Origin of the sequence: Mycobacterium sp. (assembly GCF_025965855.1) — a bacterium.
GTDB lineage: Bacteria > Actinomycetota > Actinomycetes > Mycobacteriales > Mycobacteriaceae > Mycobacterium.
On the sequence record NZ_JAOPWB010000149.1, the window covers coordinates 24,954 to 41,884 of the forward strand.

19 protein-coding genes are annotated in these 16,931 nt (G+C 67.9%); 10 read left to right on the top strand and 9 right to left on the bottom strand.

Translation table 11 applies throughout. The features are described from left to right. Positions 1-38: 38 nt before the first annotated feature. Genes JWP83_RS11870 through JWP83_RS11885 form a run of 4 tightly spaced genes read left to right on the top strand, consistent with a single transcriptional unit; the run spans position 39 to position 1,981 of the window. Positions 39-872, top strand: a complete 834-nt coding sequence (locus JWP83_RS11870; RefSeq protein ID WP_297730138.1) for a sulfurtransferase — start codon at positions 39-41, stop codon at positions 870-872. A gap of 1 nt (position 873) precedes the next feature. Beyond that, complete coding sequence (locus JWP83_RS11875) at positions 874-1,176, top strand: DUF1416 domain-containing protein (protein ID WP_297730139.1); 303 nt, start codon at positions 874-876, stop codon at positions 1,174-1,176. Positions 1,177-1,187: 11 nt separating this feature from the next. Then, on the top strand, positions 1,188-1,313 hold the full coding sequence (locus JWP83_RS11880) for a hypothetical protein (protein ID WP_297730171.1): 126 nt from the start codon (positions 1,188-1,190) through the stop codon (positions 1,311-1,313). Further along, positions 1,310-1,981: an FABP family protein gene (locus tag JWP83_RS11885; protein WP_297730140.1), complete on the top strand. Its 672-nt coding sequence runs from the start codon at positions 1,310-1,312 to the stop codon at positions 1,979-1,981. Before JWP83_RS11880 ends, JWP83_RS11885 begins: the two co-directional genes overlap by 4 nt. 250 nt (positions 1,982-2,231) lie before the next feature. Here JWP83_RS11885 and JWP83_RS11890 read toward each other — a convergent pair whose 3' ends face one another. Continuing rightward, a complete protein-coding gene (locus tag JWP83_RS11890; RefSeq protein ID WP_297730169.1) occupies positions 2,232-3,098 on the bottom strand; it encodes an aminodeoxychorismate lyase in 867 nt (288 codons plus the stop codon). 70 nt (positions 3,099-3,168) lie between these two features. Between JWP83_RS11890 and JWP83_RS11895 the strand changes: the two genes are divergently transcribed. Together JWP83_RS11895 and JWP83_RS11900 are read left to right on the top strand one after the other, a co-directional pair. After that, positions 3,169-4,263 carry a folate-binding protein YgfZ gene (locus JWP83_RS11895; RefSeq protein WP_297730141.1) on the top strand — a complete coding sequence of 365 codons (1,095 nt, stop codon included), beginning with the start codon at positions 3,169-3,171 and terminating at the stop codon, positions 4,261-4,263. 148 nt (positions 4,264-4,411) lie between these two features. After that, positions 4,412-4,606: a DUF3073 domain-containing protein gene (locus JWP83_RS11900; protein WP_297730142.1), complete on the top strand. Its 195-nt coding sequence runs from the start codon at positions 4,412-4,414 to the stop codon at positions 4,604-4,606. A gap of 76 nt (positions 4,607-4,682) precedes the next feature. Here the strand turns inward: JWP83_RS11900 and purM are convergent, their stop codons facing one another. The 6 genes from purM to JWP83_RS11930 form a co-directional block, all read right to left on the bottom strand. Next, entirely contained in the window at positions 4,683-5,777 is a 1,095-nt protein-coding gene (gene purM, locus JWP83_RS11905) for a phosphoribosylformylglycinamidine cyclo-ligase (protein ID WP_297730143.1), read from the bottom strand. 71 nt (positions 5,778-5,848) lie between these two features. Then, positions 5,849-7,384, bottom strand: coding sequence for an amidophosphoribosyltransferase (gene purF / locus JWP83_RS11910; RefSeq protein WP_297730144.1), 1,536 nt, complete (start codon positions 7,382-7,384; stop codon positions 5,849-5,851). A gap of 137 nt (positions 7,385-7,521) precedes the next feature. Next, a complete protein-coding gene (locus JWP83_RS11915; RefSeq protein ID WP_297730145.1) occupies positions 7,522-7,911 on the bottom strand; it encodes a sterol carrier family protein in 390 nt (129 codons plus the stop codon). Between the two features lie 3 nt (positions 7,912-7,914). Then, positions 7,915-8,520, bottom strand: coding sequence for a type II CAAX endopeptidase family protein (locus JWP83_RS11920; RefSeq protein WP_297730170.1), 606 nt, complete (start codon positions 8,518-8,520; stop codon positions 7,915-7,917). Further along, on the bottom strand, positions 8,517-10,814 hold the full coding sequence (purL, locus tag JWP83_RS11925) for a phosphoribosylformylglycinamidine synthase subunit PurL (RefSeq protein ID WP_297730146.1): 2,298 nt from the start codon (positions 10,812-10,814) through the stop codon (positions 8,517-8,519). Before purL ends, JWP83_RS11920 begins: the two co-directional genes overlap by 4 nt. Before the next feature lie 18 nt (positions 10,815-10,832). Beyond that, the gene (locus JWP83_RS11930; protein ID WP_297730147.1) at positions 10,833-11,621 is read right to left on the bottom strand and encodes a helix-turn-helix transcriptional regulator; all 789 of its coding nucleotides are present in this window, start codon (positions 11,619-11,621) and stop codon (positions 10,833-10,835) included. A 125-nt stretch (positions 11,622-11,746) separates the two neighbouring features. Between JWP83_RS11930 and JWP83_RS11935 the strand changes: the two genes are divergently transcribed. Then, entirely contained in the window at positions 11,747-12,157 is a 411-nt protein-coding gene (locus tag JWP83_RS11935) for a nuclear transport factor 2 family protein (RefSeq protein ID WP_297730148.1), read from the top strand. Between the two features lie 174 nt (positions 12,158-12,331). Here JWP83_RS11935 and JWP83_RS11940 read toward each other — a convergent pair whose 3' ends face one another. Together JWP83_RS11940 and JWP83_RS11945 are read right to left on the bottom strand one after the other, a co-directional pair. Next, complete coding sequence (locus JWP83_RS11940; RefSeq protein WP_297730149.1) at positions 12,332-12,679, bottom strand: VOC family protein; 348 nt, start codon at positions 12,677-12,679, stop codon at positions 12,332-12,334. A gap of 14 nt (positions 12,680-12,693) precedes the next feature. Continuing rightward, a complete protein-coding gene (locus JWP83_RS11945) occupies positions 12,694-13,950 on the bottom strand; it encodes a M18 family aminopeptidase (RefSeq protein ID WP_297730150.1) in 1,257 nt (418 codons plus the stop codon). Between the two features lie 109 nt (positions 13,951-14,059). Between JWP83_RS11945 and JWP83_RS11950 the strand changes: the two genes are divergently transcribed. The 3 genes from JWP83_RS11950 (at position 14,060) to JWP83_RS11960 (ending at position 16,896) form a co-directional block, all read left to right on the top strand. Next, positions 14,060-15,079, top strand: coding sequence for a Dyp-type peroxidase (locus JWP83_RS11950; RefSeq protein WP_297730151.1), 1,020 nt, complete (start codon positions 14,060-14,062; stop codon positions 15,077-15,079). Continuing rightward, a complete protein-coding gene (locus tag JWP83_RS11955; RefSeq protein ID WP_297730152.1) occupies positions 15,076-15,873 on the top strand; it encodes a family 1 encapsulin nanocompartment shell protein in 798 nt (265 codons plus the stop codon). The genes JWP83_RS11950 and JWP83_RS11955 overlap by 4 nt, the downstream gene beginning before the upstream one ends. A gap of 315 nt (positions 15,874-16,188) precedes the next feature. Then, the gene (locus JWP83_RS11960; RefSeq protein WP_297730153.1) at positions 16,189-16,896 is read left to right on the top strand and encodes a haloacid dehalogenase type II; all 708 of its coding nucleotides are present in this window, start codon (positions 16,189-16,191) and stop codon (positions 16,894-16,896) included. The last annotated feature ends 35 nt before the right edge of the window (positions 16,897-16,931 follow it).

The following is a 16,931-nucleotide window of genomic DNA, read 5'->3' on the forward strand; positions in this document are numbered from 1 at the left end:
ACCCCGATCGTCAGCAGCAATCGAAAGGAATCCCCACCATGGCACGCTCCGACGTCCTGGTCTCCGCGGACTGGGCCCAGAGCAATCTCGACGCCGCGAACGTCGTCTTCGTCGAAGTGGACGAGGACACCAGCGCTTACGACACCGGTCACATCGCCGGCGCGATCAGGCTGGATTGGCGCAGCGATTTGCAGGACCCGGTCAAACGCGACTTCGTCGACGCACAGCAATTCTCCAAACTGCTGTCCGACCGGGGCATCGCCAACGACGACACCGTGATCCTCTACGGCGGCAACAACAATTGGTTCGCCGCCTACGCCTACTGGTATTTCAAGCTGTACGGCCACGAGAAGGTCAAGCTGCTCGACGGCGGCCGCAAGAAGTGGGAGCTCGATGGGCGCCCGCTGTCCACCGACACGGTCAGCAGGCCGGCCACCTCGTACACCGCCGCCCCGCCGGACAACAGCATCCGGGCCTTCCGGGACGAGGTCATCGGGGCCATCAACGTCAAGAACCTGGTCGATGTGCGCTCCCCCGACGAGTTCTCGGGCAAGATTCTCGCGCCGGCGCACCTGCCGCAGGAACAAAGCCAGCGGCCGGGCCACGTCCCGGGCGCGATCAACGTCCCGTGGAGCAAGGCGGCCAACGAGGACGGCACGTTCAAGTCCGATGAGGAGTTGGCCAAGCTGTACGCCGACGCCGGACTCGACGGCACGAAGGAAACCATCGCGTACTGCCGAATCGGGGAACGTTCGTCGCACACCTGGTTCGTGCTGCAGGAATTACTCGGCCACAAAAACGTCAAAAACTACGACGGCAGTTGGACGGAATACGGCTCCCTGGTGGGCGCCCCGATCGAGTTGGGAAGCTGATATGTGCTCTGGACCGAAGCAAGGATTGACGTTGCCCGCCAGCGTCGATCTGGAGAAGGAAACGGTCATCACCGGTCGCGTCGTGGACGCCGACGGCCAAGCAGTGGGTGGCGCTTTCGTCCGCTTGCTGGACTCGTCGGACGAGTTCACGGCCGAGGTGGTCGCGTCGGCCACCGGTGACTTCCGGTTCTTCGCCGCACCGGGATCCTGGACGCTGCGCGCGCTGTCCCCGATCGGCAACGGCGACGCCGTCGTGGCGCCCTCCGGCGCCGGCGTTCACGAGGTGGACGTCAAGATCGCCTGACGGACCGGCCGGTGCCCGGGACGAATAGACTCGTCGCCGTGGTGCTCTTCTTCGAGATCATGCTGGTTCTAGCAGTGGTGGTCATCTCATGGTTTGCCCTGTACACCCTCTATCGGCTCATCACTGACGAGTCGTGACCTCCGACGCCGACGCTGACGGCCCAGTCGTATTCGGGAGCGGCGGCGACCGTGCGGTCGCGGCCGCTGCCGAACGCGCCAAGGTGACCGCGTCCCGCAATATCCCCGCCTTCGACGATCTGCCGGTGCCCGCCGACACCGCGAATCTGCGCGAAGGAGCCAACCTCAACGACGCGCTGCTGGCGCTGCTGCCGCTGGTCGGGGTGTGGCGTGGCGAAGGCGAGGGCCGCGGACCCGACGGGGATTACCGGTTCGGCCAGCAGATCGTGGTCTCGCACGACGGGGGTGATTACCTGAATTGGGAGGCCCGGTCCTGGCGTCTCGACGACACCGGCGCGTATCAGGAACCCGGCCTGCGTGAGACGGGCTTCTGGCGCTTCGTCAGCGATCCCGACGACGATCCGACCGAGTCGCAGGCCATCGAGCTGTTGTTGGCCCATTCGGCCGGTTACATCGAGTTGTTCTACGGGCGGCCCCGTACGCAGTCGTCTTGGGAGTTGGCGACCGACGCGCTGGCCCGCAGTCGATCGGGCCTGCTGGTCGGTGGCGCCAAGCGGCTCTACGGCATCGTCGAAGGCGGCGACCTCGCCTACGTCGAGGAGCGGGTGGACGCCGACGGCGGCCTGGTGCCCCATCTTTCGGCGCGGCTCTCGCGGTTCGCCGGGTAGTGCCCTGGCGGTGTACTGACATGGAGCGGCCCCCGAGCAAAGCTCCTGGTTGGACGAACCGGAAGCTCGGGGGCCGGGTGGCTACGGGGAATTCGCCAGCGCGCGTTGATCGCCGGCTCTTCCGAGCCAATGCAGCTAGCGGGTAGCCACCTCACATGTCCATGAAGCTATCAATTTCGCGGACCACCTCCTTCCCTGTGTACGGCCGACCGTACCTGGCATTTCGCGAGCCGACAACAGAATTCAGCGCTCAGCGATCGCTGACGATCGCCGCGTCGACCAGCTCGGCGAATTCGGCGGCGATCGGGGATCGGAGCAGTCGCCTTCCGTCCAGCGTGTGCACCCGGGCCGCCAGGGTCATGCTCGAAACCAGCCAAATACCTTGGGCGGCATGCAGGTCCGCGACCCGCAGCGCGCGGTAGTCGCAGTCGTAGCCCTTGGCCCGGGCCACCTCGAACAGGGCCTGTTGCGTGGTGCCGCGCAGGATCGGATACCAGGGCGGCGGTGTCAGCAGGCACGGATTCCCGTCCGCTCCCGGTTCGGTCGCGATCACCACCGTCGAGCGCGAGCCTTCCAGGATGTAGCCGTCGGAGCTGACGAAGATGACGTCGCCGGCGTCCTGCCGCGCGGCGTGACGCAGGGCGGCCATGTTGACCGCGTAGGACAGGGTTTTGGCGCCGGCCAGCAGCCACGGCATGGCGTCGGCGCCTTTGGCCGGCAGTCCGCGGTCCAGCGTGATCGCGGAGATCCCGTCGCGGCGAACCGCGGTCACTCTGTCCGGGACGGGGGTGACCATCACGTAGGCGGTCGGCGCCGAACCGCTCTCGCGGCCGCGGCTGTAGATCAAGCGCATCGCGCCCTCGTCGGCGGTGCCCGCGGCCCACTGCCGCGCCGCCTCCTCGATGGCGTGCCGCCAACTGGGGAGGTCCGGCCCGGGCAGGTCCATCATCTTGGCCGACTGGGTCAGGCGCTGCAGATGGGACCCGACCAGACACGCCCCGCCGTCGCGCACCAGCAGCGTCTCGAAGATGCCGTCGCCGCGGACGGCCGCCAGGTCGTCGGCGTGCAACAGGACCGTCCCCGGCGGGTGCACCTCGCCGTCCAGCGTGACGATCACACCCATCTCGTCGGCCATGGACGAGAAGCCTAGCCAATGGACCCATCGCGGGGATCCGTAGAGTTGACGTGTGAATGCAGTCCCCGCACCCGACCCCGGACCCGACGCCGGCGCGGTCTGGCATTACGGCGATCCGCTGGGCGAGCAGCGAGCGGCCGAGACCGAAGCGGTGTTGGTTGACCGCTCGCACCGCGCGGCCCTCACCCTGACCGGCAAAGACCGGCAGACCTGGCTGCACACCATCTCCACCCAGCACGTGAGCGAACTCCCCGAGGGCGCCAGCACGCACAACCTCAGCCTCGACGGCCAGGGCCGCGTCGAGGACCACTGGATTCAGACGGAACTGGGTGGCACGACTTACCTCGATACCGAACCGTGGCGGGGTGAGCCGTTGCTGGAGCACCTGCGCAAGATGGTGTTCTGGTCCGAGGTCGCCCCGGGCGGCGCGGACCTGGCGGTGTTGTCGCTGCTGGGTCCGCGGCTGGCCGACCGGGCGGTGCTGGACGTGCTGGGCCTCGACGCCCTGCCCGCCGAGCTGACCGCCGTTCCGGTCGCCGGTGGCGGCTTTGCGCGGCGGATGCCCGGCGCCTCCGCCGACCAGATCGAAGTGGACCTGCTGGTTCCCCGCGGTGAGTCGGTCCGCTGGCAGGACCGCCTGGCGCAGGCCGGCGTGCGCGCGGCCGGGGTGTGGGCCTACGAAGCCCACCGGGTGGCGGCGCTGCGCCCGCGACTCGGCGTCGACACCGACGAGCGCACGATCCCCCACGAGGTGGGGTGGATCGGTGGTCCCGGCGAGGGGGCCGTGCATCTGGACAAGGGCTGCTATCGCGGGCAGGAGACCGTCGCTCGGGTGCACAACCTGGGTAAACCACCGCGGATGCTGGTGTTGTTGCACCTCGACGGCTCGGTGGAGCGGCCCTCGACGGGAGACGCGGTGCTCGCCGGCGATCGCGCCGTCGGACGCCTCGGAACCGTGGTCGAGCACGTGGACCTCGGGCCGGTGGCGCTGGCGCTGGTCAAGCGCGGGCTGCCGGCGGACACCCCGCTGGCGACCGGCCCGCAGGCCGCGGTCGCCGCGGCAATCGACGCCGATTTCCTGCCGGCAACCGAACACATCGGCGCGGGACGGGTAGCCGTTGAACGGTTGCGGGGCGGTGCGAGATAATCGTCGATGACGTCCGCCACAGCGGACAGGGGTCACCGACACCCCACCGTGAGGCACGGTAAACTGTCGGCAGGACAATAACGACACCAAAGAGATCGGAGCCGCCTACTCGTTAGGCCGCTCCGTTATTGCGCGAGGGGGTTCCCCCATGGGCCGCGGCCGGGCTAAGGCAAAGCAGACCAAGGTTGCACGAGAACTCAAGTACAGTTCCCCGCAGACCGACTTCCAGCGGCTTCAGCGCGAGTTGTCAGGAACGGGCGCCGAAGAGTCCAACGAGCTGGACGGCTCAGACGAACCAGTCCCAGACAATTCGTGGGACGACCTCGACGACTGGCGCCGCTAGTACTCAAACCCCTGTGCCGATGCGCTGAGCATCGGCACAGTGCTTGTCCCCCTTAGTCTCGGCCATGGTGCGGCCGCTAAAACCTCGGGTGTTGTCCGACCAGCTTGGCCCGCGGGCCGTCTTTTCCGCCTTTGCCAACGGTGCCCAGCACCCAGCAGTTCAGATGCCGCGCGGTCAAGATCGCCAGGGCGCGGTCGGTGTCCTCGGGAGCGACGACGGCGATCATGCCGACGCCCATGTTGAACGTCTTTTCCATCTCCTCACGGGTCACGCGGCCACGCTGGGCGATCATGGCGAACACCGGCGCCGGCGTCCACGTGCCGCGGTCGACCTCCGCGACCAGCCCGGGCGGGATGACGCGTTGCAGGTTGCCGCCCAGCCCGCCGCCGGTGACGTGACAGAACGTCCGGACGTGGGTTTCGGCGGTCAGCGCCAGGCAGTCTTTGGCGTAGATGCGGGTCGGTTCTAGCAGTTCCTCACCCAGCGTGCGGCCGAACTCCTCCACATAACCGGCCAGGTTCATCCGGTCGATTTCGAGGAGGACGCTGCGGGCCAGCGAGTACCCGTTGGAATGTAGGCCGGACGAGCCCATCGCGATGATGACGTCGCCGGGTTTGACGCGGTCGGCGCCCAACACGTCGTCGGCCTCGACGACACCGATGCCGGTCGCCGAGATGTCGTAGTGGTCGGGTTCCATCAGGCCGGGGTGTTCGGCGGTTTCGCCGCCCAGCAGCGCGCAGCCGGCGCGCACACAACCCTCGGCGATGCCGCCGACGATCGCGCTCAAGCGTTCCGGGACCGTCCGGCCGACCGCGATGTAGTCCTGCAGAAACAGTGGCTCGGCACCGCAGACCACCAGATCGTCGACCACCATGGCGACCAGGTCGAGGCCAACGGTGTCGTGCTTGTCCATCGCCTGCGCGACCGCCAGCTTGGTACCGACACCGTCCGTGGACGCCGCCAGGACCGGCTCGCGGTAGTCGCCACGCAGAGCGAACAGTCCGGCGAACCCGCCCAGCCCGCCGCGCACCTCGGGCCGGGTGGCCTTGGTGGCCAACGGCTTGAACAACGCGACGGCGCGCTCACCGGCTTCAATGTCCACCCCAGCCGCGGCGTAGGTGATTCCCTGGCTGCCCGGGTTTCGTCCGGGGCTTTTTCCGGGATCCGTCATCGCGATAAAGGCTACCGGGCGGCGCTTCGCGCCGGTATCAAACCTCTATGAAGCACCGGGAGCGGCTCCGGTCAACGCACGATCGGCACTTCATCGGGTGCCAGATCGTCGAGCGCGGCTCCCCGCGCGGCATTGGCGAGCATGTGCTCGATGACGTTCTTACCGAGCGCCGTTTCCTCGGGCAAATCGATCGGATACTTGCCGTCGAAGCAGGCCGTGCACAGCCGTGAGGCGGGCTGCTCGGAGGCCGCGACCAGGCCCCGCAGCGAGACGTAGCCCAGCGTGTCGGCCCCGATGGCGTGCCGGACCGCCTCGAGCATCTCCTCTTTGTTCGCCACGGCGTTGGCGATCAACTCGGCCGGCGACGGGAAGTCGATGCCGTAGAAGCACGGCCACTTCACCGGCGGTGACGCGATGCGCACGTGCACTTCGAGTGCGCCGGCCTCGCGCAACATTCGCAACAGTGCCCGCTGGGTGTTCCCCCGCACGATCGAATCGTCGACGACGATGAGCCGCTTGCCGCGGATCACCTCTTTCAGCGGGTTGAGCTTCAGCCGGATGCCGAGCTGGCGGATGGTTTGCGACGGCTGGATGAATGTGCGCCCCACGTAAGCGTTCTTCATCAGGCCCTGGCCGTACGGAAGGCCGGACTCCTGGGCGTATCCGACGGCGGCCGGGGTGCCCGACTCCGGCACGCCGATCACCAGGTCGGCCTCGACCGGGCATTCGCGCGCCAACCGGCGACCGATGTTGACCCGGGTGGCGTGCACCGACCGGCCGGCGATCGTGCTGTCCGGCCGGGCCAGGTAGACATACTCGAAGACGCAGCCCTTGGGCTCGGGGTTGGCGAAACGGGTCGAGCGCACGCCGTCGGCGTCGATGGCCAGCAATTCGCCGGGCTCGATGTCGCGAACGAACGAGGCACCCACGATGTCGAGCGCGGCCGTTTCGGATGCCACCACCCAGCCGCGGTCCAGCCGTCCGAGCGAAAGTGGCCGCACCCCATGCGGATCGCGGCAGGCGTACAGCGTGTTTTCGTCCATGAACGTCAGGCAGAACGCCCCGCGCACGGTCGGCAGCAGTTCCAGCGCGGCTTGTTCCAGGGTGGCATCGGCCGCGCCGTGGGCCAGCAGCGCGCCCAGGATGTCGGAGTCCGTCGTCGCGGGGGCCGGGCACCTGGTGCCGATCAACCCCTCGGCGCGGGCACGCGAGGCAAGCTCAGCGGTGTTAACCAGATTTCCGTTGTGCCCCAACGCAACCCCGGTGCCGGCCGCGGTGTTGCGGAACACCGGCTGGGCGTTTTCCCACGTCGTGTCGCCTGTGGTCGAGTAGCGGCAGTGGCCGATGGCGACATGACCCTGCATCGCGGCCAGCGTCTGCTCGTCGAACACCTGGCTGACGAGGCCGAGGTCTTTGAAGACCAGCACCTGGGATCCGTCGGCGACCGCCATACCCGCGGCTTCTTGCCCGCGATGCTGCAGCGCGTACAGGCCGTAATAGGTGATTTTGGCGACTTCCTCGCCCGGGGCCCATACCCCGAATACGCCACACTCTTCACGGGGTGAGTTCAGGTCATGCTCGGGTGCTTCGGGTCCAGCGACGGTCACGGTTCGGCGGCTCCCTGGCGAACGATTGGTGACGTAACGGAGTCTACGGGCAGCACGGCCGGCGCGCCCAATCCGATGGGCGTGTTGGGCACCGAAATCAGTCTCCATAACCCTAAACCTGCAGTTCAGAGTTATATTCAGCCCACATCGAACAGGGGCAACCAGTGGCCGATTTCACCGGCGCGTGAGCCCGACAGCCGCAGCGCCCCGGCGGCCTTCGCGTCCTCGAGCGACAGTAGCCCGGTGGCCAGCCGCAGCCAGGTCCGCGGATCGGCCTCCACCACGTTCGGTGGTGTGCCCCGGGTGTGCCTGGGTCCGGAAATACACTGGACCGCGGCGAAGGGCGGAATCCTTACCTCGACGCTGGCGCCGGGCGCCACCCCGGCCAGGGTGCGCGCCGTGAGTCGCACCGCAGTCGCCAGAACGTCCCGGCCGGGCGCCGGGCGAGACTCGTCACGCAGCCAGTCGAGGACGGCCAGCAAGGCCTGCCGCGTCTTTGCCGGATCGGCACTCTGACGAGCGGGCATACCTCAGCGTTGCACGGCCAGCGCGGCGATCGCGCCGGCCTCGTTGATGGCCAGATGCACCAGCATCGGCGCGGCAAGGCTGCCGGAACGGTCGGCCAGCCAGCCGAACAGCCAGCCCGCGACACCGGTGACCAGCACGGTGGCCGCCGTCGGCGCCCCCGTCGCACGCGCGTCCGGGATGTGCGAGAGCCCAAAAGCGGCGGCCTGCAGCATCCTTCCGCCGGGCCGGCCGAAGGCGCGGGAGCCCACACCGGCCAGCGCGGCGCGGAAGGCGGCCTCCTCGGCCCAGACGGTGCCGACGGGTATTTGCAACAGCAGCCAACACGGCACGGACGCCGGCTGCTCGCGGACCGCCATCGCGGCCCGCACCAAGGGCACCGCGGTCGTCGCGGCGATCCCGCTCCCCACCGCGATCCCGGCCGCAGACCCCCACCGCACCCCCGCCCACAGCCGCGGCGGGCGCAGCCCCAGCGGCGCACGGGTCGCCAGCACCAGCAGCGCACCCACACCGGCCTGCAGCGTCACCCGCCGCGCAGGGGACAGCCGCGGACTGACAAAGCTCCAGCCGACCAGCGCGGCGGCCGACGACAGCGCCCGCAGCTGACCTATCCGAAGAATCGCGGCAGCACCGCCTCGGACGTCTCGCGCAGTTCCGCCAGGGACACGCTGAACAAGCCCTGAACCTCGACGGCGTCCGAGGCCCGATCGACGACACCGATGCGGATCGCGGGCAGTCCCCGCGCCTCGCACATCGAACGGAACCGGCTCTCCTCGGTGCGCGGCACCGCCACCAGCACCCGGCCCGCCGACTCGGAGAACAACATCACGAACGGGTTGGCATCCTCGGGAAGCACTATGCGGCAACCGGTTTCACCCGCCAGCGCCGATTCCACGATGGCCTGGGCGAGACCGCCCTCGGACAGATCATGCGCCGCGGAGACCAGCCCGTCTTGCGACGCCGAGGTCAGCACCTCGGCCAGTAGCATTTCGCGTGCCAGGTCCACAGCGGGAGGCAACCCACCCAGGTGGTCGGCGGTCACCTGCGCCCAAACCGAACCGTCGAACTCGTCGCGCGTATCGCCCAGCAGCAGCAGCGTTTCCCCGGGTTCGGTGCCCAGGCCGGTGGGAATGCGCCGGCCGACGTCATCGATCACGCCGAGCACGCCGACCACCGGGGTGGGCAGAATAGCCGCCGAGCCGGTTTGGTTGTAGAAGCTCACGTTGCCGCCGGTCACCGGAATCCCAAGGGCCGCACAGCCATCGGCGAGGCCGCGGACCGCCTGCGAGAACTGCCACATCACCCCGGGATCTTCTGGCGAACCGAAGTTGAGGCAGTTGGTCACCGCCACCGGGGTCGCACCGGTGACGGCGACGTTGCGGTACGCCTCGGCCAGCGCGAGTTGGGCACCGGCGTAGGGATCCAGCAGCGTGTAGCGCCCCGACGCGTCGGTCGACACCGCGATGCCGCGGCCGGTCGACTCGTCGACGCGCAGCACGCCGCCGTCGGCATGCTCGGCCAGCACGGTGTTGCCGCGCACATAGCGGTCGTACTGCTCGGTGATGAACGCGCGGCTGCACAGGTGCGGACTGCCCAGCAGCGCAAGCAAAGTCGCGCGCAGCTCGTCACCGGTGGCCGGCCGCGGCAGTCCCGTCGAGCGATCCGCATTCAAGGCGTCCTGTGATTCGGGGCGCGCGACCGGACGCTGGTACACCGGCCCCTCGTGGGCCACGGTGCGCGGCGGCACGTCCACGACCGTCTCGCCGCGCCAGGTGATCCGCAGGCGGTCGCCGTCGGTGACTTCGCCGATCACGGTGGCCAGCACCTCCCACTTGCGGCACACCGCCATGAAGGCGTCCACGTTCTCCGGCGCGACCACCGCGCACATGCGCTCCTGCGACTCGCTGCAGAGCACCTCGGCGGGCGTCATCTCCTTGGCCCGCAGCGGCACGGTGTCGAGCTGGACCGCCATACCGCCGTCCCCGGCCGACGCCAATTCCGAGGTGGCACACGATAATCCGGCTCCGCCGAGGTCCTGGATGCCGATCACCAGCCCGCCCGCGTAGAGCTCCAGACAGCACTCGATGAGCACCTTCTCCATGAAGGGGTCGCCCACCTGAACGGAGGGCAGCTTCTTGCGGGATCCCGTGCTGTCGAACGTGTCCGACGCCAGCACCGACACCCCGCCGATGCCGTCCAGCCCGGTGCGCGCGCCGAACAGGATGATCTTGTTGCCCGCTCCCGAGGCGAACGCCAAATGCAGGTCCTCCTGGCGCAATACGCCGACGCACATCGCGTTGACCAACGGGTTGCCGGCGTAGCACGCGTCGAACACGGTCTCGCCGCCGATGTTGGGCAAGCCCAGCGAGTTGCCGTAACCGCCGATGCCGCGGACCACACCGTCGACCACGCGGCGGGTGTCCGGCGCGTCGGCGGCGCCGAACCGAAGCTGGTCCATGACGGCGACCGGTCGCGCGCCCATGGCCATGATGTCCCGGACGATGCCGCCCACGCCGGTGGCCGCACCCTGGTACGGCTCGACGTAGGACGGGTGGTTATGCGATTCCACTTTGAAGGTGACGGCCCAGCCGTCGCCGATGTCGACGACGCCGGCGTTCTCGCCGATACCGGCCAGCATGCCGGCGCGCATCTCGTCGGTCGTGGTCTCACCGAAGTAGCGCAGGTGAACCTTCGACGATTTGTATGAACAGTGCTCGCTCCACATCACCGAGTACATGGCCAGCTCGGTGTCGGTGGGCCGGCGGCCCAGGATCTCGCGGATCCGCTGGTACTCGTCGTCTTTGAGGCCAAGTTCGCGGAACGGTTGCGGTTGGTCGGGGGTGGTCGCGGCGTGTTCGACGGTATCGGTGGTGTGGGTGCGCGCGCTCGTCCCGGAGACAGTCACGCAGACAGTGTAAGAGCGCTACCTGCCGCGCAGCAGGCTGGCGCTTTCGGCGTCGGCCGGGTAGAACAATTCGACGGCCAGTTCGTCGAGGGTGACATCGAGCGGGGTCCCGAAGGTAGTCAGCGTCGTGAACATCGACAGCCGTTGTCCGCCGCCGGCATCGAGCTCGAACGGAACGAGGAGCGAGGTGTTGTCCGGCGGGGAGCTCCATGCCTTGGCGGCGGTCGCGACTCCCGGGTATCCGCGTATCTCCTCGTCGAGCGCCCGCAATGCCGGGTCGCCGGTGAGCGCGATCGTGCGCCGGAGCTGGTGCAGCAGGTAGCCCGCCCATTCGGGGAAATTCAGGGTTCGCGCGGCGAGGCCGTCGGGGTGCAGGGACAACCGGTAGACGTTGGCCGGCGGCCCGAGCAGATCTTCGGGCAGACCCGCGGTCAGGGCGGACGCCGCGGCGTTTGCCCCGACGATGTTCCAGCAACGATCGATGACGATGCCCGGGTAGGGGTCGTGGGCGTCCAGGAGGCGCTGCACCGCGTCGCGCGCCGGGGAGAGCGCGCCGTCCTCGAGCGGGCGCGACTGGTAGCGCGGGGCGAACCCGGCCGCAAGCAGCAGCGCGTTCCGTTCGCGCAGCGGAACGTCGAGGCCCTCGGCGAGGGCGAGCACCATCTCGGGGCTGGGATGGGAGCGCCCCGTCTCGATGAAGCTCAGGTGCCGCGCCGACACGCCCACACTCAGCGACAGGTCGAGCTGGCTGACGCGTCGACGCGCCCGCCATTCGCGCAACAGGACACCAACCGCCGCGTGGCTCACGAAGCCACGGTAACCATGCCCGTGTACCCGCAGCGATGACCTCGGAGGTAATTGTGCCGCCGCATGCCGCCGCGACACGCTTGGCACAACGCGCTCAACCGGAGCGCCCGACCCAAGGAGGAACGATGACCGACGTACAATCCGCTCCGGCCAGCACGGCCCCGAAGTTCAGCGCCGAGGTATTCGCCGCGTATTGGGCCGCGCCCACCATGTCGCGCGGCTTTGACATCCTGGCCGACGACATCATCGGCTACTGGCCGGGTGACCCCGAGCCGGTCCGGGGGATCGAGGCATACACGGCAAAGATCGCCGAATTGCTCGCCGCTGCACCGGATTTGCAACTCGAGGTCGTCGACAGCGCTACAGTTCCAGGCGCCGCCGCGGGCGAGGAGCTGGTGTTCTTGCACTACGTAGGTCGGGGCACCGGCCCGGATGGACCGTTCCAGATCCGGGGGATCGACCGGGTTCGCACCCGCGACGGCATCGTCGTGGAGAACGTCATCCGCTACGACCCGGTTTTCGTAGCCCAGGACTGATTTAGGCCAGCGCCGAGCAGCGAGATTCGAGTGTGCACCCAGGTACTCAAGCGTGCGTTGATGGCGGAAATCCTCCTGGCGCGGTTTTCCGCCCTACACGCATACTCAACGCCCAGGGCGCACACTTTGCTCGAGGTCGCGCGGTCGAATATTGCTGCGCGCTTCGGCCTTGAGCTACTGACGCACCACGCAGAACACGTTGCCCTCGGGGTCGGTCAGCACCACCCAACGGAAGTTTTCGCCGAACTGATGCCGGCCGACCTCGGTCGCCCCGGCCGCGGTCAGCCGGGACACCTCGGCGTCAACGTCGGCCGCACTCAAATCGAGGTGCACCCGGTTCTTTCCGGGAGTGGGATCGGGCACCTTCTGGAACCCGAGCCGCAGCCCTTCCGGAAAGATCACCGCGGTGAATTCGTCGGCGAGTACCTCTTGCGTCGTACCGCCGAACTGCTCGGCCCACCAGCCGGCCAGCCCCGCGGGATCGCCGCAGTCGAACGTCACCATCTCTAGGTTTAGCGTCATGGCCGGATCGTAGGTCAGCGAGGCAACAGAAAAGCTTGCAGCGCCGCCGAATAGGCGGCCACGTCATGCGCACCCATCAACTCCCGTGCGGAGTGCATCGCCAGCTGCGCGGCACCGACATCCACGGTCGGGATGCCGGTCCGTGCGGAGGCCACCGGCCCGATCGTCGAACCGCACGGCAGGTCGGCGCGGTGCTCGTAACGCTGCAACCCGACCCCGGCCTGCCGGCAGGCCAGTTCGAAGGCAGCCGCGGTGCGCCCGTCGGTGGCGTACCGCAGATTGGGGTGCACTTTGAGCACCGGCCCGGCGTTGACCTCGATCAGGTGGCCGGGCTCGTGCCGCTCGGGGTAGTTGGGGTGGGTGGCGTGGGCCATGTCGGCCGAGGCGAGCAGCGACGCCGGCAGCCGGCGCAGGAAGTCCTCCCGGTTGCCGCCGGCCGCGAGCACGATCCGCTCCAGGACGGTGCTCAGCAGGTTGGACTGCGCGCCGCGGTCGGAGGACGAACCGACCTCCTCGTGATCGAAAAGCACCAACACCGGCAAGAAGGCCCGCGGCTCGGCGGCCACCAACGCCTCCGTCCCCGCGTAGCAGCTGGCCTGGTTATCCAACCGGGGGGCGCTCAACAGGCTGGCATCGGATCCGAGCACCGTCGACGGGGTGAGGTCGTGCGTCATCAGGTCGGCGGCCAGCACCTCGGGCGGCGCCAGCCCGGCCCGCTCGGCGACGTAGTCCAGGAACGAAACCCGTTGTTCCGCAACGCCCCAGACCGCATTGACGTGTCGCTGCGGGTCCAGCGTCACCGACTTGCGATCCTCGGCCAGGTGGATCGCCAGCTGAGGCACCCGCAGGATCGGATCGTCGATCCGGACGAGCCGCTGGCTGATCCCGGCGCCGTCCCGGACCGACAGCCGCCCGCTGATACCCAGGTCTCGGTCCAGCCAGGAGTTGAGCCACGCGCCCCCGTACGGCTCCAGCGCCACCACGCGCCAACCGGCGACCAGCCGGTCCGGATGCTGCTTGACCCGCAGGTTGGGGCTGTCGGTGTGCGCGCCGACGATCCGGAACGGCCCGTCGGGTCCTTCGGAATTCCAGGCGACCAGCGAGCCGGCCCGCACAATGAAGTAGCGGCCCGGTCGGTCCGGCCAGCGGTCGGTTTCGCCGAGTTCGGCGTATCCCGCCTCGACCAGCCGAGCGGCCACCGTGGCGCAGGCATGAAACGGCGACGGTGATGCGTCGATGAAATCGCAGAGGCCTGCGGCGTTGGCCGGCATGGTGAACATCATGGCTGTTGGGGACGACGGGGTTCGCGCTGGGCCTGAATGCGCGGCTCCATGGTCACGCCAGTTACGGCGCTCCCGTCGCCACGCTAAGGTCGGCAGAGTGCCTCCGGTTCAGCCCCAACCCATCCTCGAGCCGTTAACCCCGGCCGCGATCTTCCTCGTCGTGACGATCGACGACGGTGGGGAGGCGACGGTGCACGACGCGCTGCCGCACATTTCCGGGCTGGTGCGCGCGATCGGTTTCCGCGAGCCGCCGAAACGCTTGTCGGCGATCGCCTCGATCGGCTCCGACGCCTGGGATCGCCTATTTTCCGGACCGCGTCCCGCCGAGCTGCATCCGTTCGTCGCGCTGAAAGGCCCGCGGCACAACGCTCCGGCCACACCCGGGGACCTGTTGTTCCACATCCGGGCCGAGAGCTTGGACGTCTGTTTCGAGTTGGCCGACCGCATCCTCCGGTCGATGGCCGGTGCGGTCACCGTGGTCGACGAGGTGCACGGGTTCCGTTACTTCGACAATCGCGACTTGCTCGGATTCGTCGACGGCACCGAAAACCCTGACGGCCCAATGGCCGTCAGCGCCACGGCCATCGGTGACGAGGATCCCGACTTCGCCGGCTCGTGCTACGTGCACGTGCAGAAGTACGTGCACGACATGTCATCGTGGAATTCGCTGTCGGCCACCGAGCAGGAACTGGTGATCGGCCGTACCAAGCTGGAAGACATCGAGCTCGATGACGACGACAAGCCGGCCAACTCCCACATCGCCCTCAACGTCATCACCGACGACGACGGCACCGAGCTGAAGATCGTGCGGCACAACATGCCGTTCGGTGAGTTGGGCAAGGCCGAGTACGGCACCTACTTCATCGGGTATTCGCGGACGCCGCGGGTCACCGAGCGGATGCTGGAGAACATGTTTCTTGGCGACCCGCCCGGCAACACCGACCGAATCCTGGACTTTTCCACCGCAGTCACCGGCGGACTGTTCTTCTCCCCCACCGTCGACTTCCTCGACGACCCGCCGCCCCTGCCCGCGCCGCTGGTGACAGCGCGGCCAGTCACACCGGCCTCTGATGACGGCTCACTCGCGATCGGCAGCCTGAAAGGAATCCCTCGATGAACAACCTCTACCGCGACCTGGCACCGGTCACCGAAGTCGCCTGGGCGGAAATCGAATTGGAGGCCACCCGTACGTTCAAGCGCCATATCGCGGGGCGGCGAGTCGTCGACGTCAGCGAGCCCGGCGGACCGGTCACCGCAGCGGTGAGCACCGGCCGGCTCCTCGATGTCGATGCTCCCACCGACGGCGTGGTGGCGCACCTGCGGGCCAGCAAACCCCTTGTCCGCCTCCGTGTTCCGTTTACCTTGTCTCGCTCGGAGATCGACGACGTCGAGCGCGGTTCGAACGATTCGGACTGGGACCCCGTCAAAGCCGCGGCCAAGAAGCTGGCGTTCGTCGAGGACCGCACCATCTTCGAGGGCTACGCCGCCGCGTCGATCGAGGGCATCCGCAGCTGCAGCTCCAACCCGGCGCTGACGTTGCCCGAGGATCCCCGCGATATGCCCGATGCCATCTCGCAGGCATTGACCGGACTGCGGCTGGCCGGTGTCGACGGCCCGTATTCGGTGCTGCTGTCGGCCGAGGTCTACACCAAGGTCAGTGAGACCACCGAACACGGCTATCCCATCCGCGAGCACCTGAACCGATTGGTCGACGGCGACATCATCTGGGCGCCGGCCATCGATGGCGCCTTCGTGCTGACCACCCGCGGCGGCGACTTCGACCTGCAGCTGGGCACCGACGTCGCAATCGGGTACCTCAGCCACGACGCCGAGACCGTTCAGCTATATCTGCAGGAGACACTGACGTTCCTGTGCTACACCGCAGAAGCGTCGGTCTGCCTGGCCCCGTAGGAATAGATTTCGGGCTTTTCATCGCGATCGTTCGGGTTAACCATCAACACTTATTCGGCCAACATCACTTATCTCGCGTTGTGTTGGGAAGTGGTCGACCGACCCGCCCACGAGGACGTCACGCAGCTCACGCGCAGGATGTTGCGAATGCGGTCGTGTAACGATAGGCGTGTTCTCGACGGCGGCGGTCGTCGCACTCAAATGGCCGGTTGCCGGGATGGCGTTGATCTGTTTGTGTCTAGTCGGGTACTTACGGCCGGATGTTCGCACACCGAAGAATGTCGACCGCGACAGTTCCCGTGAGGATTGAAAACTGTGTCACAGCCACCGGGGCCGCGCGCTACACCGTCCGTGCTGGTTTTCGACGTGAACGAGACTCTCGTCGATATCGATTCGCTGGCACCGCTTTTCGGGGAGAAGTTCGGTGACGAGCGGGTGCTGCGGGAATGGTTCGCACAGCTCGTCATGTACTCGATGACCGCCACGCTGACAGAAAACTACGTCAACTTCTCGACGCTGGCCCAGGGCGTGCTCCGCACGCTCGGCGACATCTACGACGTCGCCATCACGGCCGACGACCTGCACCACCTCAAGACTGGCTTGCTCACGATGCCGGCACACCCCGATGCGGCGGATGGGCTTTCCTCTCTGCGCGACAACGGATTTCGGCTTGTCACGCTGACCAACTCGCCGCCCAACCCGGACGGGCCGACGGCGCTGCAGAACTCCGGGCTGGCCGGCTACTTCGAACACCAGTTGAGTGTCGATCCCTGCCGCGCCTTCAAGCCAGCTGCGGCGGTGTACCGACACGTGTGCGAGACCCTCCAGGTGGCGCCCGCCGATTGCATGATGGTGGCCGCCCACGTGTGGGATACCCTCGGCGCACAACATGTCGGCTTCAGCTCCGCTCTCATCACCCGACCGGGCAATCCGCCGCTGCCAGTCGAGGGGCTGCCGCAGCCAAATCTCGTGGCGAGTGACGTGCGCCAGCTGGCCGAGCGTCTCATCGGGGGGCGGGCCTGACCGTTCATCAGGGACACCAGCGAGAGGATCTTCGA